Consider the following 21504-nt stretch of genomic DNA (forward strand, 5'->3'; position numbering starts at 1 on the left):
AGGTTCAATGTTGAACCTAAACTTTACCCCCTCCCACATATCTTGGTATAGTTGCAGTATTTGCAGGTTTCGATATTGTCGGTCATGCCGAAGGGCTGGGCCGTGTCGAACATGCGCTGAACCATCTGACTCAGCAAAACTTCAGTTTCGGCAATATAGGTTTCCCGGTCGTTATCGTCTGAAAACGCGACCCGATTTGTCAGGAACTGCGGTTCTTTCTGGAAGGTACGCAACGAGTAAAAGCCTGCTTCTACTGGAGCTGTCGGGTATTGATTCTCTTTCAGGATCAAGTATTTATAGAGCCATAACTGCCTGATTTTCTCCCATTTATTATCTTTATCGGCCAGTGTCGTCAGCGATTCCGCCAGGTTGTCGATCTTGGTTGGCAGTTTAACAACGCCCGATTTGTAGTCGACAATTCGGACGGTGCCATCGGCCAGTTGTTCCAGCCGGTCAATTTTTCCGCCAATTTTTACCTGTATGATTTCGCCGCCAATATCAACCGGCAGGTACGTTAGCAAGGTGCGTTCGGTAGCCAGCACCCGGATTCCTTTCTCCAGTGTTTCTTTATTTTGGTACGTTTGAAAGGCCTGCATCAGGTCTTTGGCCAACTGATAAAACAGGAGGTTGTAGCCCGTATCGGCCACGCGGCCACCCATCAGGTTGCGGTATTCGGTCTCAAGCACCAGTTGCACCACGTCGGGCGTTACGGGCAGGTCGAGCATGCGGTAGTTTTTGTCGAGATTCTCCATCGTGTTGTGGAGCCACGTACCAAACTCAGCACTGTCGATTCGGTCATCCACTTCCTCTTCTTCCCGAATCTGAACGAGCCGTTCAAAATAGAAGCGCATTGAGCAGGCGACAAAGTGATTCAGCGCCGTGGGATACAAGCCCTTCTGGGTCAGGTACGTCTTCAGCGCTTCGCGGATGGTCTGTGTCTTGGGAACCGACAACACCACGGCGTCGGTACGGGCATCGCCATCGGCCACCCGGATCAGGGGCTTGCTGAAGTGAATATTACCATTGGCTGCCTGTACCAGCTCGTGTTCGATCTGGCGCAGGAACCGGCTGGGTTCGCCTTTGCTGTTGCCATACGCATCGGCCGTGGTGGTGTAGAGGAAGGTGACGTCGGAGGCCCGTTGCAGGAGCCGGTACAGGTGATAGGCGGTTACCGCTTCCTGTTCACGGTAGGTTGGCAAGCCTACTTCAATTGCTATGTCAAAGGGAATCAATGAGTTCATACGGCGCGATTGGGGCAGGACGCCTTCGTTGGCCGATAGAATGATAACGCGTTCAAAATCAAGCGTCCGCGTCTCCAGTAGCCCCATCAACTGCACCCGGCTATCGCCTTCACTGGTAAACGGGATGGTCGTCTGTCGAATCAGCTCATACAAAAACTGCTGGAAGCTACGCACCGTTACCATCGGTCTGCTACTGACTGATCGGGTCGTTTCGGCCTGCCGGTTCAGGGTTGTTTCCAGTTGTTTGAGCAGGCTGAAGAAAAGGTAGAGATATTCGATCTCGATGGTGTCCTGGCTATCGCGATACACCTCCCGCAGTAAATCAATCAGGCTGAACAGCGCCTCAATGGCATCGGCGGGGTGGGCGGGGCGCCAGCGTTTAAACAGCACGCCAAATAACGCATCGCCCTGCCCCAGGTCGAGTAACTCATGTTCGCCCAGATAGGCCCGTTTGCCCGTAACTACCTCGCTCAGAATCCAGTCGAGCAGGGGGCGGGGCAGTTCGTTTTCCCGGTCAGGCGCCATCAGCCCGTGTATTTTTTCGTACTGCCGCACAAAGGGGTGGTTCAGTAGCTTGACTACCTGCCGATGGTGGAATTTAGGGGTCTTGTCCACTTTTCCGTCGGTGGTTTTAAACTCCATCAACGTGCGCTGCATCTCAAACAGGGTGTCTATCAGCGTAAACAACAGGGAGTTGCGCAGTGAGAGACCCATCGTCACGTTCAGATCGACAACCGATTCGTTGAGCGAATAAAGTACGGGTATCAGCAGCGTTTCATCGGCCAGGACAACGACCGTTCGGCTGGTTCCGTTATCAGTGGCGTCAAACTGATCGACCAACTGCCCCGCTACTTTAGCCTGGAGCGAGGCCGTCGGTACGCCCACCATGCGCATGTGCTTGGGGGTAGTGGTGAGTTGGTTGCCTACCCCAACACTGGCAGCTTCACCCTGCCCAACGTGCCCCGTGCGATTTTTAAAGCCGGGAAACCCTTTCTGATTCTTGTATTGACGCAGAAAATAGCCTGCCTCCTGTTCGGGGTCATCGAGGTAGTAGCTGTCCGTATCCCAGATCAGTTCTGCCTTGGTTGTGTTTGTCAGTACCCGAATAATATGCTCTTCCGAAGCTGTAAGGGCGTTGAAGCCAACGAAATAGATCTTTTCGTAGTCAGGATTATCGAGCACCCGAAGCCGAATCTCGTCGGCCAGTAATCGGTAGGCCATGCCCCGGTAGGCCAGACCATTGGCCAGTAGTCGTTTGCGAAGCGAATAATACGCTGCTTTCAGGTTGCTAAACAGACCAAAGTAATTGGAAACGGCTGGGGTACGGCCATCCGGGGTCCGGCTGTCCGGTAGGGGTGTATACTGGTGATTTTCGGGTGTCCAGCGCTCAATGGCTTTAGCCTCGGTCAGGTATTCGAACAGGTAGTTGGGGTCGATCCGGTACTGGTCGATTCGGTCCAGGTCGTTCAGTAAGACAGACGCCCAGCCCACAAACTGCTCGAATTCAATTTTCTTATCCAGTTCCAGGAATACATCATACAGTTCAAATAGCAAGCTTACGTTGTCGATGAGTTGTACGCCCGCTGCTTCAGTGATGAAATCATCGACTGCCACCATATGAGGGGCCAGCATAGGCCGATCAGCAAGGAGGGCCAATTCCTGCTCAAACACAGATACCGCACGTCGTGTGGGCAGGATTACCCAAACGTGATCAAGCGGCTGTTGAACCGTAGCGCTGTGTTTGGCGTAGATATAGCTGGCTGTTTGCTGAAGAAAAGTCACGGAAAAAAAGGCAGTGTATCTGTAAAGATAACTCCGTCGACAGCGACATTCATCCCAATTTGGTGAGTAATTCGTTCGTCAGGGTACGTCTACAGTGCTTGCCGGGCCTGAAAACCTTAGTACCAGTGGATTGGTTTGTTGCGTCTCAATCGTCGGATGTTGAACAAACCAGTGAAATTTGCTCTTGAAGATAGTTGACTGACTTGATGACTTCTATCTGCGTATGATGATTACATCGACGTCCGGGTAATACTTATCAACGGCTACTTGTTATAAACTGTCAACGGCCGTTTATACAAAAAGTATACTATATATAAATACGGGTTTATTTATATATCACCTGTATTTTATTAATTAAAGCTTGTTGCTATTCATCTGTATTAATTAGTAATACATACTGAGTAACGTCTGTCAGTTGCTGATTCTCAAACTTTTAATCTGGATTTAACCGCTTCCTAAAAGATGCTTTATTTTGACTGGAAGTGCGTAATTTTCCAACACTGAATCGATTAGAGCATATAATTGAGTGACGATGGCAAGAATCTTTACCTTAGAAACATTCAATTCTGTTTCTGGTAATCTAACTGTTTACAACAATACACTACCTGGTGACATCAAGCGTGTTTTTTACATTCATGGTGGAGGTATCGGGCAACGGGGGGGGCATCGCCATCACAAGGCCTGGAATGCACTGATCTGTTTAGTGGGCCAATGTCACGTGTATGTACAGGATGGTCAACGCGAAGAGGACTATACCTTAGTGAGCCCAAACACGTGTTTGGTTCTTGAACCTAAAGACTGGCATGTTATGGACCAGTTCAGTGAAGACGCCGTATTGCTGGTGCTCTCGAATGTGTCTTACGACAAAGCAGATTATATCGACGAGCCCTATCCGGATTGCCGCTACACATCTGTCAATAACCCATAAACTATAGCCGCCCTGCGTTGTGGAACTAAGCATCATCATACCTGTCTACAACAGCGAGCGTACGCTGACTCCGCTGCTCGAACGGTTGATGGATTGCCTGACCACATATGAATTCGAGGTTATCCTGATAAATGATGGGAGTAAGGATCGGTCAGAATGGGTTTGTTCCCGCCTGGCCAACCGGTTTAGTAATGTCAGGGCTGTTAGTCTGCGGCGTAATTTTGGGGAATTCAACGCGGTGCTCTGCGGCCTTAATTTTGCCGTTGGCCAGTTTGCCGTTATCATCGACGATGATTTTCAGAATCCACCAGAAGCGATTGTGGCTCTCCTACAGGAAGCGCAGGCTCATGAGTACGATGTGGTCTACAGCCGGTACGAGCAGAAACAGCACAACTGGTTTCGTAATGCAGGTAGCGACCTGACCAACGCGCTGGCAACGTACCTGTTACGCAAACCCAGCGAGCTATACCTGTCCAGCTTCAAGCTGATCCGCCGGGAGGTTATCGACGAAATTATCCGGTACAAGGGGCCTTATCCCTACATCGACGGGTTGATTTTTCGGGTTACCAGTAATGTCGGCAGCGTATTGGTGCCCCATCATTCCCGACAGGAAGGCCGGTCAAACTACACCGTTCGTAAGCTGATTTCCCTGTTCCTGACTGTTCTGGTCGGGTATTCGGTGCTTCCCCTTCGTGTGCTCACGGGCATTGGCGCATCACTGCTTGGCTTCAGTATCTGGCTGGGTATTGTCCTTTTTGTTGGCAAGGTCACAGGCTGGCTGGTGGTGCGTGAGTGGGAACTGGCCTTCTGGATTGTGGCGATGCTGGGCGGATTACAACTGCTGTTCGTAGGTATTCTGGGCGAATATGTGGGTCGCTTATCAATGACTCAAAGTGGCATGCCGCCCTACGTTGTCAAACGTACCTGGGGCCTATTGGAAGAGAAGACACATGATTGAGAAAACCGGCGAATTCCGTCGGATGTTCCTTGTTGAAGAGCAACTCTGGTGGTATCGCCACCTGCATGATCTGGTCATGCAGCGCATTCAGAAGCGGTTCGGTAGCCGAAAAGGCCTTACCATACTCGATGCCGGTTGTGGTACTGGTGGCCTGTTGCATCGCCTCCGCCAGGCTGGTTATACCGACAGCCGTGGCGTTGACGGGTCGGTAGAGGGCGTAGCTTTTTGTCAGGAACGTGGTCTTACCGTTGATCTGCTCAACCTGAACGATCTGTCGACTTATATCCCCAGTGGAGCGCCTCCCGACGGTTTCGACGTCATCATTTGCAACGATGTTTTCTGTTACTTCCGCGATCCCGAACTGAACGCATTGATTGGCGAACTCAGGCGTCGCCTCCGGCCGGGTGGCGTGCTCATCAGCAACAACAATGCGTACAACGTTTTCAAAGGGGAGCATGATCTGGCTGTTGGTAGCCTGCGCCGCTTCGTGAAAGCAGATTTCGAGAAGCTGGCCCCAGCCAACGGACTTCGTATTCAATCGGCTACGTACTGGAGCTTCGTGCTTTCGCCGCTCATTCTGTTCATCCGGCAATGGCAGGCGCTCCAGCTTCGGCTGGGCTGGCGATCGGCAGGTGAACTCGTGTCTGATGTTGAATTGCCCGGCGCGCTGGTAAACAGATTTTTATACAGCCTCGTTGGTATCGAGCGTAAGCTAATCCCCATCGCTCCATTCGGCAGTTCCCTGTTTCTGGAAATGGAAGCTGCCGGGTAGACTGGTCACTGTTTTCGAAGCGGAATAAACAGCAGCCGACCCGCCGTTGGATGACGGGCTTCTGCAATGGCAGGACCGTAGCGCGTTAGAAAAGCCCGCGTTTGTTCAGGAGTGAGCAGGTCGGCGTATAGGTTGATGCCGGCGAATTGATTGGCGCGCAAAAAGTGATCGATGAACGCCCAGTCTGCCTCTGTAAACCGGTAATCGGCGGCTAATAATCGGGGCCACTGATCGCGAATGAACGGTTTGACAAGGTCGGGGTGAAGCCGCCCAACATACTGGCCTACGACCGCTTTGTGATAAAAACGACGCAGGGTATTCACGCCATTCTGCGCGTCGTAGAACGGACAAAGCCCGTCACTGTTGGTGATGCCATCAGCCCCCTGAATGCAAAATGGCCAATCGAACACGGCTTTGCCCGGCGTATCGCGAACGGTTTTCAGGTAGGAAAGCAGGGTCGGCGCAATGGGTTCTGGCTGCGCATCCCGACGCAGGGTATAGCCATGATACCACTCAGCCAACATTAATACCAACACGGCCGCAAATACCAGTTGGCCAATCTTTTTTTGAGGAAGCCGTACAGGAAGCGCCAGCATGCAGAGTAGCGCAGGGTAAATCATACTCGATCGGCCACCGTGCCGGTTGAAGGCAAACCACGGGAAAACCTTCAGCGTGGGAAAGGCAATCGGATGGTAAAGCAGACAGAGCAACAGCAACAGCCCGACTGGTCCCCAAAGACCTGCTTTTCTTCGCTGTTGCCAAAGCCCTGTTATTGCCAGAATGACCAGATACAGACCGGGGCTGGTCTGGGCGTAACTCTCAGGCGCTGGATCATGCAGGTACGTTTCGTAGTGAATGCCAAAGCTATCTACATCTGCCAGACTCGGAATGAGTAGCCGCAGGGGATGCGACCAGGCTCGCATCTGACCAGCTTCGGAGAAGGTATAGCCCAGCGCGTCGATGCTGATCTGCGCCGACAGGGGTATGTAGAGCCAGGCCGTGAAAAAACACAGGATCAATAGAAAAATAACGCCTGTTTTCTGATTTTTGTATTCTGCTGTCAACCAGTTGGTTAACAGTGTTAAGTAAGACTCTTTTGATGCATTGGTGCTGCGCCATAACTGGTAGCCAATGAAGGGCGAACAAAGGGTTGTAAACGCCAGTGCGTACCCAGCCACATACCCCAGTTCCAGACCCAGAACAGCCAGATGCAGCCAGGCCCAGACCAGCCAGAACGACAAGCTCACTCTACAGGAATTATACAGGTCGTAGAGCAGTAGAAAGGTGGCGAACATACAGATGACCGTCCAGTGAACCACCGCCATGTTGAGGTGAATCGGGTATTTGTAGAGGTTATAAAAGGTAAATGCCGACACAATGAGTCCGGCTAGCAGGGCCTTGGCGATACCGAAACGACCACGAAGGAGCAGGAACGTACCCACGGCCCCAATCAGCAAACTGTAGAGATAATACCCTTGTAGAAAGGGCTTGTATTCGGCATTGGGCCAGCGGTCGAGCAGGGCGTAGAAATAGTCGCGCTCGAATCCCCAGGGCAAAAAAACGTGGTGGGTTCCGTATGGGTACAGGGTCTGATTATTATATAGGTCGAGCAGCGGAACGGGCCAGATCGACACGTTTCTGGCAAAATAATAACTGGTGTAGGCGTACTGGTCGGTATCACCTCCATCGAGCAGGGGGCCGCTGAAGTCGCGAATGATGCCAACGCCCAGCGCGGCCACGATCAGAAAAAGCAGGAAGGCAACCAGAAACGTGAATTGACGCTTGACAGGAAGCGAGGTGGTGGTCATATCGCGTAAAAGTCCATACGAAGGGCTACTTTTGCAACTAAATTCCCGGTCAGCCGTACCGGAAGCAACATGGATGAGGCACAATGAGTGGAACGCTACTGCTGACCGACCGGATGGGCAGAAGCAGGTCACCTGATTGGCGCAACGAAAGAAGCGTACCGATATCCAGTCTACGTTTTACACTATACAGTCCCCAATGGCCGATTATAATCACCGCGACACCGAACAGAAATGGCAACAGTTCTGGGAAGACAACCAAACGTACAAGACTGATGATCAGTCTGAAAAACCCAAGTACTATGTCCTCGATATGTTTCCTTACCCATCGGGGGCGGGGCTGCACGTAGGCCATCCGCTGGGCTACATTGCGTCTGATATTGTGGCGCGGTACAAACGGCTCAAAGGCTTCAATGTACTGCACCCGATGGGTTTCGACTCGTTCGGCCTGCCCGCCGAACAGTACGCCATCCAAACCGGCCAACACCCTGCGCTCACGACCGAAGAAAACCTGAAGCGCTATACCGAACAGCTTAAAAATATTGGCTTCAGCTACGACTGGAGCCGTGAGGTACGTACCTCAGACCCTAATTATTATAAATGGACACAGTGGATTTTCATGGAGTTGTTCCGGTCCTGGTACAACCGGAAAACCGATAAAGCCGAGCCCATCGAAACACTGCTTGAAAAGTTTGCTCAGAACGGTACTACCGACGTGCAGGCCGTTTGCGATGATACCGCCCTGCCGTTCACAGCCGACGAGTGGCACGCCATGTCAGACGAACAGCAGTACGCCGTCACCTTACAATACCGCCTAACGTACCTGGCCGACGCGATGGTGAACTGGTGCCCTGGCCTGGGTACGGTACTGGCCAACGACGAAGTAAAAGACGGCCCCAACGGGCGTGTTTCTGAGCGTGGCGGGTATCCCGTTGAGCAAAAACTGATGCGCCAGTGGATGATGCGCATCACCGCCTACGCCAACCGCCTGCTGTACGGCCTCGACACCATCGACTGGTCAGAATCGATCAAAGAGCAACAGCGTAACTGGATTGGCCGGAGCGTAGGGGCTAGCGTTAAATTCTCGCTTGGGGTTGAAGGCTTTATCGAAGTGTTCACAACCCGGGTCGATACAATCTATGGCGTTACGTTCATGGTGCTGGCTCCTGAACACGAACTCGTTGCCGACCTGACCACCCCCGAACAGCAGGAAGCCGTTGATGCCTACATCGCGGCCGTAAAACTCCGCTCGGAACGCGACCGGATGATGGACGCTAAAACCGTGTCGGGCGTGTTTACGGGCAGTTACTGCGTGAACCCCATCAGCGGCGCGCAGGTGCCCATCTGGCTGGCCGACTACGTGCTGGCTGGCTACGGAACGGGCGCGGTCATGGCCGTACCTTCCGGCGATCAGCGCGACTACCTATTCGCCAAACAGTATGACTTGCCCATTGTGCCGATCCTCGACGCGCAGAAAGGGCTGGATGAGCAAGCTGATAATACCAAAGAAGGCCGCTACATCAACTCTGACCTGGTCAACGGATTAACGTACCCGGAAGCAACGGCTCGGTTAATTGCTATTCTGGAAGAAAAAGGCGCGGGCAAAGGCAAGGTAAATTACCGGATGCGCGATGCCGTCTTTAGCCGTCAACGCTACTGGGGTGAACCTGTTCCAGTCTATTTCAGACCGAACAGCAACGGCGAACCCATCCCGCACCTGATCGACGAGGCCGACCTGCCGCTGGAACTGCCTGCCATCGACAAATACCTGCCTACCGAAACCGGCGAACCACCACTGGGCCGCGCCGAAGGCTGGAAATATAACCCCACCCCTAACCCCTCCCCGTTAGGGAGGGGAACCGCATCAGCATATTCCGAGGAGGTTCCCCTCCCTAACGGGGAGGGGTTAGGGGTGGGGTACGAGTACGAACTGAGCACCATGCCCGGCTGGGCGGGGTCGTCGTGGTACTGGTACCGCTATATGGACCCGCAGAATACCGGCGAGTTTGCCAGCCGCGACGCCATCGACTACTGGCAGGACGTCGACCTGTACATGGGCGGTTCCGAACACGCCACCGGCCACCTGCTCTACAGCCGTTTCTGGAACAAATTCCTGAAAGACCGTGGGTACGTCCCGCAGGAAGAGCCCTTCAAAAAGCTCATCAACCAAGGCATGATTCAGGGTAGGTCAATGCTGGTCTATCGGCTCGAAGGGACAGGTCAGCAGGGGAGTGCTCCTGTCTTTGTTTCACATGGTCTGAAAGGCCAGTACGAAACGACAGAGTTGCATGTCGACGTTAATATTGTCGAAAATGATGTGCTTGATATAGAGGCGTTTCGAGCCTGGCTACCTGATTATGCCAATTCCAAATTTATTCTTGAGGATGGAAAGTACGTTTGTGGCAGTGTAGTCGAAAAAATGTCCAAGCGTTATTATAATGTAGTGAACCCCGACGATGTGGCTGGTCGCTACGGTGCCGACGTTCTGCGTCTGTACGAAATGTTCCTTGGCCCGCTGGAGCAGGCGAAACCCTGGAATACGAATGGTATTGATGGAGCCTACCGGTTCATCCGCAAATTCTGGCGGTTATTCTATAAGGACGTACCTGGCGTTGAGACGAACGAGTGGATCGTAACCGATGACGCGCCTACTGCGGAGGAGTTGAAGGTGCTGCACAAGACGATCAAGAAGGCGCAGGAAGACATCGAGAATTTCTCGTTCAACACGTCGGTGTCAGCCTTCATGGTGTGCGTCAATGAGTTATCGACGTTGAAGTGCCACAAACGGGCAATCCTTCGGGATTTGGTGCTGCTCATTTCGCCCTACGCGCCGCACATTGCCGAAGAGCTTTGGGCCGCGTTGGGCAACGAACCGGGTACCGTCTCAAAGGCAACGTACCCCGTCTTCAATCCGCAGTTCCTGGTCGAAAATACCTTCGAGTATCCGATTCAGATCAACGGCAAAGTACGCACCACGATCAGCTACGCCCTCGACCGGCCAACCGCCGAAATCGAGCAGGATGTGCTGGCCAACGAGGTCGTACAGAAGTGGATGGAAGGCAAACCAGCGAAGAAAATCGTAGTCGTCCCGAAGCGCATTGTGAATGTAGTGATGTAGGAAATTAGTAGTAAGAAGATTATGCGTAGACATAACCCCATCATCCCCTAAAGGGGACTTTGCTTCGCTAATGAACGCCAATTATTGGCTAGCAGGGCAATGTCCCCTTTAGGGGATTTAGGGGTTAGACCAACTCAAACCCCATCATCCCCGTCACCAGCCCTGCCGAATTTCTCGCGGCGGTGCTGAGGAAGGCGAGTAGATCAATGACGGCGTGACTGTCGGCGCGGTCGCTCAGGCTGCGGATGACAAGGCAGGGAATGTTTTGTTGATGGCACACCTGGGCCACGGCAGCCCCCTCCATTTCGATGGCGTCAGCACTGTATTCCGTGCGTAATTCAGCCGCTCGCTGAGCCGAATGGATGAATTCATCGCCGGTTAAGATCCGGCCAACCGTAACGCTGGGAGCGCGTGTGCTGCCGGGAACCTGCTCAAAGTCGAGCGATTTAGCGGCTTGTTCAGCCAGAGCAAGCAAGGTAGGGTCGGCGGGGAAATACAGCGGATTAAGCTCGTAGCTGACCGGGTGCATCGACCGGCGCGTTGGCTCCATCGTCAGCGTTACCGACCGCACATCGTGGAAACCTACTTCGCCGCCAATCACCAGGTCACCGGGTTGCAGATCGGTACGTACACCACCGGCAATACCCGTGAAAATGATTCGCTGCGGACGGAAGTGCGCAATGACAAAGGCCGTTGTCATGGCGGCGTTGACCTTGCCAATTCCGGTTAGTGTAACCACAACCCGCTGTGTCCCCAACGTACCTGTAACGAAGCGGTGGCCGTTGAGGTCAACAACGGCAGCATCCTGAAGCGACTCTTCAATCAGCTTTACTTCTTCACCAAATGCCCCCAGTAAGGCCGTAATAGAACTGGAATTTATGTTCGACTGCATGCCGCGAAGCTACAGTGTTGTGGGTGAAAATCTACCGATGAGTCTGGGTCTGGTTTCACGCTGTGTCTGGTTTTCTGGTGGCTTCGCTAGTCGTGCCCTTCGACAGGCTCAGGGTGACAATCCCACTCAAGGTCGTCATTCACTTGCTTGAGTTTCCTGTCACCCTGAGCCTGTCGAAGGGCACGACTAGCGAAGCCACCAGAAAACCAGACACAGGCCCAAGCAATATACTACCAGCAAGACGTCAGCAACGTTCGTTTCTAAGGCAAACCAACAATTACACGCACAACATGAACAAGCTTTCCCCCTCTTGTTAGAAAAGTGCAAAAATAATTTAGCCTCACTTGCTTTTTTCGATAATTAGTCTTACTTTTGCACCAGAATTTCAAGCGACATCCGTCGGCTTCTCTCTGTTCTAAGCGATCGTTTCAGGTCGCACTCGTTTGTAAGATGTGGTCTACAGAGCCGACATGGATGTACAAAAAGACAGTACAGGCTGTGGGGCGGTGGCTTTAAGTTAACGAGGGTCAACTACGCTAGTCTAAGCGATTTAAAAATTCACCTGGGTTACTCGTTGGGGTAGGGGTTATTTCCACGTCGGTTACGACGAACATCCTGGGTTGGTGCTTAGTGGGTATCCTGCACACGTCACTGTCAGCTTGACGAATTTCCGCCGTATGCGGAATGAATTATTTCTTACCAATTTTCTATGAATCTGGACAACATCCAGCCCGAGACCGACGAAATCGTCGATCAAACTCCTGTGCAGGAAGAGGCCGCACAGACCAACAACCAGCAACTCGACGCGAATGCCGCTTTCCAGGCCGCACTAGCCGATGAAGAGTTGCCAATGCCAGCCGCCGAGGTTGAACAACCCATCATTAAAGAAACCATTACGGTACAACCTGTCGTAGCCAAAGGCTTTACGTTTGCCGACCTGAATGTATCGGCCGATATTCTGGCGGCTGTTACGGAAATGGGCTTTACCACGCCTTCACCCATTCAGGCCGAGGCCATTCCGCCAATTATGGCGGGCCGCGACGTGATCGGACAGGCACAAACCGGTACCGGTAAAACGGCCGCGTTTGGTATTCCCGCCCTTGAACTGATCGACCCAAGCGACCGAAGCGTACAGGTGCTTATCCTGTGCCCAACGCGCGAACTGGCCGTTCAGGTAACCGAAGAACTACGTAAACTCAGCAAATTTAAGCGGGGTATTTATATTGAAACGATCTACGGTGGCGACTCAATCGAGCGTCAGATCCGGTCGCTGAAAAAAGGGGTGCATATCGTGGTGGGTACGCCCGGCCGTGTCATGGACCACATGCAGCGCAACACGCTGAAACTCGACGACGCCAAGATGATCATTCTTGACGAAGCCGACGAAATGCTGGACATGGGCTTCCGTGAAGACATCGAAAGTATCCTGGAAGATTTCCCAGAGCAACGTCAGACGGTCCTGTTCTCAGCCACCATGTCGAAGCCAATTCTGGCCATGACGCAGCGGTTCCAGGTGAACCCGGTGATGGTGAAGGTGGTGAAGAAAGAACTGACCGCTACCAACATCGAGCAGGTATATTTCGAGGTGAAGCCGAAGGCAAAAACCGAAGTGATGTGCCGCCTGATCGACCTGTACGATCTGAAACTGATGCTGGTGTTCTGTAACACGAAGCGGAAGGTGGAAGAGATTGTGGAAGACATGATGATTCGCGGCTACCAGGCCGAGGGTCTGCATGGCGACCTGCGTCAGGCGCAGCGGAGTAACGTGATGAGCAAATTCCGCGCCGGTGCAACAACGATCCTGGTCGCTACTGACGTAGCTGCCCGTGGTATCGACGTTGACAACGTGGATGCGGTGATCAACTACGATATTCCCCTCGACGAAGAGTATTACGTACACCGGATTGGCCGCACAGGCCGTGCCGGTAAATCAGGCCGGGCGTTCTCACTGGTGAGCCGTGATGAGAAATTCCGTTTCCGTGACATCCAGACGTATACGAAGGTACGGGTTGATAAGGGCGTAATTCCTTCGTTTGAAGATATCGTCGGCATCCGTAAAGCCCGGTTCATCGAGCAACTGGAAGTTGACATTACGGAAAGCAAAGACCTGCATCTGTACGACGACATGCTGACTCAACTACAGCACACGGGCTTCTCTACGGAGCAGATCGTGGCCGCGCTGATGAAGCGGAGCATGGGTATCGAGAAAAACGAATTCTCGGATAAAGACCTGAACGAAGAAGATCGTCGCAACGGAAAATACGAAGATCGTGGTCCTCGTGAGGGTGGCCGTGGTCGTTTCGATGACCGTCGCAATGATTCGCGTGGCGGTGGTCGTTTCGAAGATCGTCGCGGAGGCGGTGATCGGGGCGGACGTTTCGAAAGCCGTGGTGCCGACTCACGGGGTGGCGGTCGCTTTGAAGATCGTCGCAGCGGCGGTCGTTTCGAAGATCGTGGCCCTCGTCCGGAGCGTGAAGGTGGCAAAGAAGGTTATTTTGCCCGTAGCAACGAGCGGCCTGTTCGTGAGCGTGAGCCAAACATGACCCGCCTGAGCGTGAGTATCGGTCGTCGTGATTATGTTCGTCCGGGTGATCTGGTTGGCGCTATCGCCGGCGAGTCAGGTATCCCAGGCAGCAGCATCGGCAGCATCGATATTTTCGACAAGCACACGTTCGTCGACGTACCTAATGATGTAGCTGGCCGGGTGATTCAAGCCATGGACGGTAACAACATCAAAGGCCGTCAGGTAAACGTAGAGATCGCTAAATAAGTAGCAATCATATAGTTGAAAGCCCGCTCTGGAATCCGGAGCGGGCTTTTTTTGTTGTAGGTACGTTGCTTTCGCGAAGCAACGTACCTACTTTACTTCCGTAATATCCAGTTGCTGGATCAACGGGTTGGCTTCGGGGGTGAGGGTAAAAAATACGTTCACGCTACCCCGTTCCCCGTCGATGCGGAACGTACCCCGCAGGTTGTTTTCAGGAATAAGTTCACCTACGTTTTTCACCTTTCCAATCTTCTCAAACAACGCCTGCGTATTTTTTTGGCGAAGGGCAATTGGTGTATCGGGGAAGAAATTTTCAGCGAAAATGCCGCTCGCTTCACCATCTTTCCAGTCAGGTAGCAGTTTGACCAACTCCGCTTTACGCTTCGCTAAAATCGGTGAAACGGCCAATGCACGCGGCTTTAACCCGGCGAGTGATATCAGCGTATCCAGCGCGATCGTGTTGATGCCCCGCAGGCCCGAATATGTCAGGTTGGCGCAGCCGATCACGCCGATGCCATAGTCGGGAAGTACCTGCCATTCGCTGCCAAAGCCGGGCAGGCCGCCGCTATGGCCAACGCTCACGCGCCCTTCACAGTCACGTACCCAAACCAGCCCGTAGGCATAACTGGCTGTTTGCGGGCACAGCCGACCCGACGCATACCGGAACTGGGAATTCAGGCCACGAAAATTCCAGGGCTGTTGCATTTCGCGAATCGAACTGCGCTTCACCGGGCCCGTATCGGCACCGTCGCGGGCGGGCCAGGCGCTCAGGTGCAGCGCCATGTACTTCGCAAAATCCTCAACGGTCGTTATCAGGCCGCCCATCGCGCCCCAAGAGCCATCAGCCAGTGGAACCTCGGGAAGGTATTGTCCTTCCTGCCAGCGGTAGCCATTAACGTACCTGTTCGGATCAGCCTTACGGTAATCCCAGATCGTGCTGTTCATGCCCAGCGGCTTTAAAATGGCAGTGGTAATGTACTGCTGGTATGGCTGTTTGGTTACGTTGGTAATAATCCGGCCAAGCAGCGCAAAGCCAAGGTTTGCGTATTCGTAGGCTACGCCCGGCGCATTGGAAAGTGACAGTCCGCCTTTCAAAAACTGGGTAAATTCAGCTTCCGAATCGGCTAGTTGCCGGTCGCCCCAGGGGTTGTCTTCGGGGAAACCGGCGGCATGCGTCAACAGATGCCGCACGGTAATCGCGGGCGCGTCGGTCGTCAGCGGTTTCAACTGCTTCAACTCAGGTACGTAGGTCGAAGCGGGGTCATCGAGGCTAAGCTTGCCTTCATCGCGCAGTTTCAGAATGGCCATCGCCGTCAGGCTCTTGGTCATCGACGCAATTCGAAATTGCGACTGCTCGGTGGCGGGGCGTTTCGTGGACAGATCGGCGAAACCAACGCCTTTTCCGTATACCAGTTTCCCGTCGACCACGACACCGAAACCGAGTCCGGGTACGTTGCGCTGCGCGGCATAGTCGCGGTATAATTTGTCAATGACGGGCAGCGCCGCATTGATTTTGGCCATCCGGTCGGGGTCAGGAAAGGCAGGTGAAGTGGACGTACCTGCTGACTGGGCACCTGCCAGTTGAACGCTTCCCGTCAGGAAGCCAAGGGCAATAAAAATGTAGCGATGCATCATCCTGCAAAATAGGCGTCAACCCTAAAAAAAGGTGGCCTAACGCCTTGTTAAGCCACCTTTTTTTAGGGTTGACTACTGCTGGTTTTAATTCGTTTCGTAATAATAGCCGAAGATGATGCCCATTTCGTCGTCGCTCGTCAGGCCAAACTGGATAGCTTTGGCTGTGGTATTATTATACGTAATTTCGGAAGTAAGCCCTTCACCTTTAGCCAGTTGAATCGGCGTGGCGAAATTGATCACATCCGGGTGTTCCCAGTCGGTAGTCGTGTACACGATCTCGCCATCGCGGGCACCGCCTTTTATCTTAATCACGAACTTCTCACCTGTCTTGTGCATATGCGAGGTAAGCATCAGGATGAGCGAGGGCTTGCTCACGGTAAATGACTTGCTGAACATTTTTCGGGAATTCGCCGGAATGGCCAGGCTGGTATTACTCATGTTCAGCGTCTTAACTACCTTAGTCACGCTCGATTGTGGCGTTGTGTAGAGGTTGATGTAGGCTTCTCCTTTTGTTATCGTCTGGCTTTTGTTTACGTAGTGAACATTCAAGTCAAACGAGGCATTGGCTGGAATTTGTAGCGCAGCTCCTTCCGGAAACTTATACTCGAACGAGGCACTTGGGCTACCCATCAGGTACGTATGATTCGACATCTGGATTGCCGTAAGCAGATTTGTGGTCCCGTCGGCATTGCGCAGGTCACGTACCTGATTCATGGCTGGCGCGATTGATTTGTTATCGAAATCGTAGGCGATAAAGTGGTGGCTACCTGGTCGCATGTTCACTGTAAATCGGTTAATATAAATATCGGTCGGGTTGCCAACTGCCCGCCGAACGAAAAGCTCCCGTTCGAAATTGGTCGCCACATCAAAGGCATCTACTTTCATCTGGTAACCTGTTCCACTGGCTGGCGCCGCTGGTGCAGTAAACGAACTATTCGTTGCACCGCTGGGCGTTTTATCGTCCAGCAGGGTAGGGTCAATGAGCGAGCCCGTAGCCAGCGCACCCCCATCAATCCAGCGACGAACAAATTCGATCTGCCCAACAGACAGCGGATCGCTGCCCAGCGGCATGGGGTTGCCGTAACTCTTTCCGCTATGGTGCGATGCGTCGGTATTGAGCTTGTGATACAGGAGGCTCTCCAGTGCTACGAACGCTTTCACGCGCTTGTGGCCGTCGGCCAGTGAGGCCGCGTTTTTAGGATCGATACCGACCAGGTTTTTAAACGCAACACCTGCCGCCAGCACGAGGCCGTGTTGCCGAAAAGCCGCATCTGATTCCGACGCATGGCAACCGGCTGTGGCGCACGAAGGCGTTAGGATTCGATCCTGAATTAACTCGAACGATGTTTTGGCTAAATCGGTCGTCGTGACGTCGGCGGTTTTCTTGCAGGAGGCAATCAGCAAAGCCGCGCCTAAAGTTGTGGTGAGTAGAACGCGGTAAGTCATACCAGTAGGATTAAAAACGGAGGATAAAATGCTGTTTAGGCTGCTCGCGGCGAAAAAAAACCAGACCAACGCCAAACAGGTCAACGGTAACTTGCACGGATGGATGCGCCTTGATGGCCTCCCAGGCCTGTTCCATACCTTTTGACCAGTGAATGTCGTCAAATATAAAAAGAGTATCGTTATGAACGTGCGGCAGGCAATGTATAAAATACTGAACTGTAGGCTCGTAGCGATGGTTCGCGTCGAAAAAAGCCAGGTCGATCTGTGGTAGTTGGGCCACTGTTTCGGTCAGTGTTTCGTCCAGATTTCCGACAACGATACGCGTATCCGCGTAGCCAAGTTGATTGAGGTGGGCTTTGGCCAGGGCAGCCGTATTTGGGCAACCTTCAAAGGAATAGAGTTGACCGCCGGTTTGCGCCACGGCATCGGCCAGGTAGGCGGTCGTCAGCCCAAGCGACGTACCCAGTTCCAGCACGTATCTGGCGTTGGTACGGAGAATGAGCCGGTGAAGTAACCAGGCGTAGCGAGCCGGTTTCTGCGCGTTTCGGGCAATGGTCGCCACGGAGCGAACTGTTCCATTGCTCCGTCGCGAACCGGCTCCCAAATCGGTTACGGTCAGTGTTTCGTTGCTTTTCAGCAGCGATTTACGAAGCGATTCTATGGGAGACGTACCTGGCGGGGCAGGGTGCCGATGCCGGATGATATCGCGGTAGAGGGCATAAATGAAGGGCGAGTGCAAGCCGTGCAGGTTGCCAGCCTGCCACAGATAACGGAGATACGCAGCAACCACAGATTCCTGATACCGTTAATTCAACTGGAAAGGCACCACCATTGTAAATTCGGGGACCTGAATACGAAACTGTTTACCGTCGATCAACCGCTCAACGAGGTAGGTGCCCACCATTTTACCCATGCTGGCGTGCAGGTTACAGCCCGATACGTACTCGTGGCGTTCGCCGGGTTCGAGCACCGGTTGCAGGCCAATTACGCCTTCGCCCTCCACTTCGCGCACCTGCCCGTGGGCATCGTAGATGAGCCAGTGACGGCGCAGCAACTGAATCGTGTGCTCGCTGTGGTTTTCTATAGCAATACGATACGTGAATACGTAGTGGGCCTGCAAAGGGCTGGAATACCCGTGCTGATACTCCGTTTTCACGCTGACTTTAATGCCTTCCGTTACTGCCGTAATCATAAAAAAAACTCGTTTTTGACAACTTTACAACGTAAAATAAGTTGATAAGTTTGCTTCCTCAACCAGTGAGGGCTAAAATAAATTTCATTTCCTGTCAGAGTCCTCCTGTAATTTTGTAGCCAGCTTAGCCAGCATATGGCTAGTTAGCTGCCAACGCATTCGTCACTTTATGAACGTACTCATTGCTGATTCCTGGAAGCCTTATTTGCAACCCGAATTCGACAAACCTTACTTTACAAAATTAGCTGAGTTTCTGCGGGAAGAGTATTCGACGCAGCGCATTTACCCGCCCGGCAAGCTTATGTTTAACGCCTTTGATAAATGCCCGTTTGAGTCAACCCGCGTGGTTATTCTTGGGCAGGACCCCTATCATGGCGAAGGGCAGGCGAACGGACTGGCTTTTTCGGTGGCCGACGGCATCACCAAACCGCCCTCGCTGATCAACGTTTTCAAGGAGATTCAGGACGATTTGGGCAAGCCAATTCCCAAATCGGGTAATCTGGAACGCTGGGCGTCGCAGGGCGTTATGTTGCTCAACGCCACGCTAACTGTTCGGGCTGGTCAGGCGGGATCGCACCAGGGTAAAGGCTGGGAAACCTTTACCGACGCCGTGATCAAGCTTATTTCCGAGCAGAAAGAGCATGTCGTTTTCATGCTGTGGGGCGCGTATGCCCAAAAAAAAGGCGCTGTTATTGACGAGAAGAAGCACCTTGTTCTAAAGTCGAAACACCCGTCGCCGATGGCGGCACAGTGGGGGGGCTGGTTTGGCAACAAGCACTTCAGCCAGGCCAACGAATACCTAATTAGCAACGGGCTGCCGCCGATCGAGTGGTAGGGGAGACGTACCTGGAACCAACATGTACAGACTGAGAAGCTACAAAAAAACCGCAACCAGAAGGCTGCGGTTTTTTTGTGCGAGACTCAGGTACGTTCCGATCAGGGAACCAACCGTACCCGAACAGGCTCAGGAACGAGTTGCGTACCATCATCGAGGGTTACCAGAAAAATAAACTGGATCTCGGTGTAGTTTGGCAGCGCAACCGGCGCAGTCACTACCGATGGATACTTTGTTTTGAAAGCGGCCAGGGTCGTAGTAAACACAGCCGTGGTGCCACTTCCTGGAATAGGCGCGGCGTTAAACTGTGAAGTTGCTGTTGCCGCATTCAGCGTCGCTATCGTGATTCCCGTAGCACCACCCACCACTTTGGTGATCTCCTTGATTGTGCGTCCGCTAGCCGATGGAATCGAGAGGGTAAACTGAATGGGTCCACCAGCGGCTATCGACGTCTGGATAAACGGGTTGAAACCGTATGACGTGGTGCCGGGGAAGGTTACCGGAATAGCTGGCCGATTGTCCCGTACCAGCTCGCTGTAGTTGAAATTGTCTTTGCAAGACATACCAACAACGGCCAGCAACAGACAAAGACAACTATTGATTACTATATGTTTCATGCGTTTGTGTCGTTCAACTAATTGAAAGTGAATTACTTAGTCTGCCACCAAACCTTGGTGTTTGACTGTGGCGATGGGTTGGGGAAGTTCGGGTTACGCTGAACTTCTTCGTTGATATACACCGCACGCACTGGCCGGGTACCGTCGATACCGGCTGCATTCTGCGAGGGCTGCAAGGTTGGGTAGCCCGTCCGCCGGTAATCATTCCAGGCCTCGATACCGTTACCCGTCAAGGCAATGTATTTCTGCGTAATAATCTGGGCGATCTTCTGCTCATTGGTTCCGGTCAGGGTGGCAACGGTTGGGTTGGCCGCCAGGTACGCCGTGATCTGGGCTGAGGTCAGACCGGCCAGCGCCATCGACGCGGTAATACCTTCCGTATAGAGTGCCTGAGGGTCGCCGGGCGTACCCAGACGAAGGGCGGCTTCGGCCAGAATAAATGCCCGCTGGAAGTTGGTGATCAGCCGAACGGGACCAACGCCGGTATTTCCGACAATGGCCGTGTTATACTTCGACCAGGTGGACGTCGGAGAGGGTAAGACACCCCGGAAACCGTTGTCGATCGTGGTATACTTACCACCCGGACTGGTGAAGTAAAGCGGTAAGCGTGGATCATTGTTGGCCTGAAGAAGATTCAGAAACCGGGTGCTCAGGATCAGATCAGTCGCGAAGTTCGTCACAAATGAATAGGAGTAGCGCGGATCCTGGCTGCCGACGCTGGCCCCGAAGGGTACGTTCAGGTCGTTGGTGTTCGAGTTGATGTACTGATTCTTGGTCAACACTTCATTGATCACACTGGTAGCCAACTGGGGGTTAACCAGACTTACCGTAGCGGCAAACTTCAGCAGCATGGTGTTGCCTGCCTGCTTCCATTTGGTCAGATCACCGTTATATACCAGATCATCGTTACCGGGTTTAATGCCTGTATACCCAGTGGCGGTGGCAGCGTCCAGATCGGCCAGTCCTTCCCGCACCAGATCAAACAGGCTTTGAATACCCGATGCGGTATTGCCCTGGTAGATATCCTGTTGCTTATCGAGCCGGGGCTGTGGTATCACGTCACCTTGCAGGGCTTGTGAGTAGGGTACATCACCCCACACATCGGTGGCCAGGCTAAACGTGTACGCCTTCATGATCTTGGCAATACCTGTATACGCCTTCGAGTTGGTCAGATTCGCCGTTTCGATCAGCTTCTGGTAGTTGATCAGTGCACCGCCATACAGTTCAAACCGCCATTGGTTACCAAAATCGGCTCCATTGGTTTGGTAAACGTCATAGTTTGCCGGGTTGTTGGCTGCGCCAGCCAGATGTTGCACCACTACTTCACCAAAGCGGTTCAATTCGTTGGCGTTGGCAAAAGCCGTACCCACTACTGACGAAGGCAATAAAACGCCGGGCGTCACAGAGGTAGGGTTGTTGGGCGTTACGTTAACGTCCAGGTAGTTACTGCAAGCCGTCAGGCCGGTGAAGGCGGTGGCGACAAGGCAGGCTTTCCAAAATAGAGTAGTCATAAGTA

The 21504-nt window shown here is 53.0% G+C and carries 15 protein-coding genes; 6 read left to right on the forward strand and 9 right to left on the reverse strand.

Translation table 11 applies throughout. The annotated features are described in order from the left end of the window. Positions 1 to 23 precede the first annotated feature (23 nt). A complete protein-coding gene (locus tag ACFE8Q_RS10890) occupies positions 24 to 3023 on the reverse strand; it encodes a PD-(D/E)XK nuclease family protein (RefSeq protein ID WP_375445420.1) in 3000 nt (999 codons plus the stop codon). A gap of 532 nt (positions 3024 to 3555) precedes the next feature. On the opposite strand from ACFE8Q_RS10890, the gene ACFE8Q_RS10895 reads away from it, so the two are divergent. Genes ACFE8Q_RS10895 through ACFE8Q_RS10905 form a run of 3 tightly spaced genes read left to right on the forward strand, consistent with a single transcriptional unit; the run spans position 3556 to position 5681 of the window. After that, positions 3556 to 3951 (forward strand): FdtA/QdtA family cupin domain-containing protein, encoded by a 396-nt coding sequence (locus tag ACFE8Q_RS10895; protein ID WP_375445421.1) that lies wholly within the window; start codon positions 3556 to 3558, stop codon positions 3949 to 3951. A gap of 19 nt (positions 3952 to 3970) precedes the next feature. Next, complete coding sequence (locus ACFE8Q_RS10900; RefSeq protein WP_375445422.1) at positions 3971 to 4909, forward strand: glycosyltransferase family 2 protein; 939 nt, start codon at positions 3971 to 3973, stop codon at positions 4907 to 4909. Continuing rightward, a complete protein-coding gene (locus ACFE8Q_RS10905) occupies positions 4902 to 5681 on the forward strand; it encodes a methyltransferase domain-containing protein (RefSeq protein WP_375445423.1) in 780 nt (259 codons plus the stop codon). The genes ACFE8Q_RS10900 and ACFE8Q_RS10905 overlap by 8 nt, the downstream gene beginning before the upstream one ends. Before the next feature lie 5 nt (positions 5682 to 5686). Here the strand turns inward: ACFE8Q_RS10905 and ACFE8Q_RS10910 are convergent, their stop codons facing one another. Next, positions 5687 to 7489: a hypothetical protein gene (locus ACFE8Q_RS10910; protein ID WP_375445424.1), complete on the reverse strand. Its 1803-nt coding sequence runs from the start codon at positions 7487 to 7489 to the stop codon at positions 5687 to 5689. A 196-nt stretch (positions 7490 to 7685) separates the two neighbouring features. Here ACFE8Q_RS10910 and ACFE8Q_RS10915 point away from each other — a divergent pair, with 196 nt between their 5' ends. Next, the gene (locus ACFE8Q_RS10915; RefSeq protein WP_375445425.1) at positions 7686 to 10604 is read left to right on the forward strand and encodes a leucine--tRNA ligase; all 2919 of its coding nucleotides are present in this window, start codon (positions 7686 to 7688) and stop codon (positions 10602 to 10604) included. 124 nt (positions 10605 to 10728) lie between these two features. Here ACFE8Q_RS10915 and ACFE8Q_RS10920 read toward each other — a convergent pair whose 3' ends face one another. Further along, positions 10729 to 11496 carry a 5'-methylthioadenosine/adenosylhomocysteine nucleosidase gene (locus tag ACFE8Q_RS10920; protein WP_375445426.1) on the reverse strand — a complete coding sequence of 256 codons (768 nt, stop codon included), beginning with the start codon at positions 11494 to 11496 and terminating at the stop codon, positions 10729 to 10731. Between the two features lie 709 nt (positions 11497 to 12205). Between ACFE8Q_RS10920 and ACFE8Q_RS10925 the strand changes: the two genes are divergently transcribed. Then, positions 12206 to 14266 carry a DEAD/DEAH box helicase gene (locus ACFE8Q_RS10925; RefSeq protein ID WP_375445427.1) on the forward strand — a complete coding sequence of 687 codons (2061 nt, stop codon included), beginning with the start codon at positions 12206 to 12208 and terminating at the stop codon, positions 14264 to 14266. A gap of 87 nt (positions 14267 to 14353) precedes the next feature. Here the strand turns inward: ACFE8Q_RS10925 and ACFE8Q_RS10930 are convergent, their stop codons facing one another. The 4 genes from ACFE8Q_RS10930 to apaG all read right to left on the reverse strand — a co-directional run bounded on the left by ACFE8Q_RS10930 (position 14354) and on the right by apaG (position 18536). Then, entirely contained in the window at positions 14354 to 15898 is a 1545-nt protein-coding gene (locus ACFE8Q_RS10930) for a serine hydrolase domain-containing protein (protein WP_375445428.1), read from the reverse strand. An 84-nt stretch (positions 15899 to 15982) separates the two neighbouring features. Continuing rightward, positions 15983 to 17344 (reverse strand): hypothetical protein, encoded by a 1362-nt coding sequence (locus tag ACFE8Q_RS10935; RefSeq protein WP_375445429.1) that lies wholly within the window; start codon positions 17342 to 17344, stop codon positions 15983 to 15985. A 10-nt stretch (positions 17345 to 17354) separates the two neighbouring features. Then, the gene (locus ACFE8Q_RS10940) at positions 17355 to 18134 is read right to left on the reverse strand and encodes an O-methyltransferase (protein WP_375445430.1); all 780 of its coding nucleotides are present in this window, start codon (positions 18132 to 18134) and stop codon (positions 17355 to 17357) included. A gap of 15 nt (positions 18135 to 18149) precedes the next feature. Next, a complete protein-coding gene (gene apaG / locus ACFE8Q_RS10945) occupies positions 18150 to 18536 on the reverse strand; it encodes a Co2+/Mg2+ efflux protein ApaG (RefSeq protein WP_375445431.1) in 387 nt (128 codons plus the stop codon). A 169-nt stretch (positions 18537 to 18705) separates the two neighbouring features. On the opposite strand from apaG, the gene ung reads away from it, so the two are divergent. Further along, positions 18706 to 19371 (forward strand): uracil-DNA glycosylase, encoded by a 666-nt coding sequence (ung, locus tag ACFE8Q_RS10950; protein ID WP_375445432.1) that lies wholly within the window; start codon positions 18706 to 18708, stop codon positions 19369 to 19371. Positions 19372 to 19472: 101 nt separating this feature from the next. Here the strand turns inward: ung and ACFE8Q_RS10955 are convergent, their stop codons facing one another. Together ACFE8Q_RS10955 and ACFE8Q_RS10960 are read right to left on the reverse strand one after the other, a co-directional pair. Then, positions 19473 to 19988: a hypothetical protein gene (locus ACFE8Q_RS10955; RefSeq protein WP_375445433.1), complete on the reverse strand. Its 516-nt coding sequence runs from the start codon at positions 19986 to 19988 to the stop codon at positions 19473 to 19475. Positions 19989 to 20020: 32 nt separating this feature from the next. After that, a complete protein-coding gene (locus ACFE8Q_RS10960) occupies positions 20021 to 21499 on the reverse strand; it encodes a SusD/RagB family nutrient-binding outer membrane lipoprotein (RefSeq protein ID WP_375445434.1) in 1479 nt (492 codons plus the stop codon). Between the last annotated feature and the right edge of the window lie 5 nt (positions 21500 to 21504).

It is taken from the genome of uncultured Fibrella sp., from assembly GCF_964250085.1.
Taxonomy (GTDB): domain Bacteria; phylum Bacteroidota; class Bacteroidia; order Cytophagales; family Spirosomataceae; genus Fibrella.

Coding starts and splice junctions, on each gene's coding strand:
- ACFE8Q_RS10895 (WP_375445421.1), top strand. CDS start 3,556: ATGGCAAGAATCTTTACCTTAGAAACATTCAATTCTGTTTCTGGTAAT.
- ACFE8Q_RS10905 (WP_375445423.1), top strand. CDS start 4,902: ATGATTGAGAAAACCGGCGAATTCCGTCGGATGTTCCTTGTTGAAGAG.
- ACFE8Q_RS10910 (WP_375445424.1), bottom strand. CDS start 7,489: ATGACCACCACCTCGCTTCCTGTCAAGCGTCAATTCACGTTTCTGGTT.
- ACFE8Q_RS10915 (WP_375445425.1), top strand. CDS start 7,686: ATGGCCGATTATAATCACCGCGACACCGAACAGAAATGGCAACAGTTC.
- ACFE8Q_RS10920 (WP_375445426.1), bottom strand. CDS start 11,496: ATGCAGTCGAACATAAATTCCAGTTCTATTACGGCCTTACTGGGGGCA.
- ACFE8Q_RS10925 (WP_375445427.1), top strand. CDS start 12,206: ATGAATCTGGACAACATCCAGCCCGAGACCGACGAAATCGTCGATCAA.
- ACFE8Q_RS10930 (WP_375445428.1), bottom strand. CDS start 15,898: ATGATGCATCGCTACATTTTTATTGCCCTTGGCTTCCTGACGGGAAGC.
- ACFE8Q_RS10935 (WP_375445429.1), bottom strand. CDS start 17,344: ATGACTTACCGCGTTCTACTCACCACAACTTTAGGCGCGGCTTTGCTG.
- apaG (WP_375445431.1), bottom strand. CDS start 18,536: ATGATTACGGCAGTAACGGAAGGCATTAAAGTCAGCGTGAAAACGGAG.
- ung (WP_375445432.1), top strand. CDS start 18,706: ATGAACGTACTCATTGCTGATTCCTGGAAGCCTTATTTGCAACCCGAA.
- ACFE8Q_RS10955 (WP_375445433.1), bottom strand. CDS start 19,988: ATGAAACATATAGTAATCAATAGTTGTCTTTGTCTGTTGCTGGCCGTT.
- ACFE8Q_RS10960 (WP_375445434.1), bottom strand. CDS start 21,499: ATGACTACTCTATTTTGGAAAGCCTGCCTTGTCGCCACCGCCTTCACC.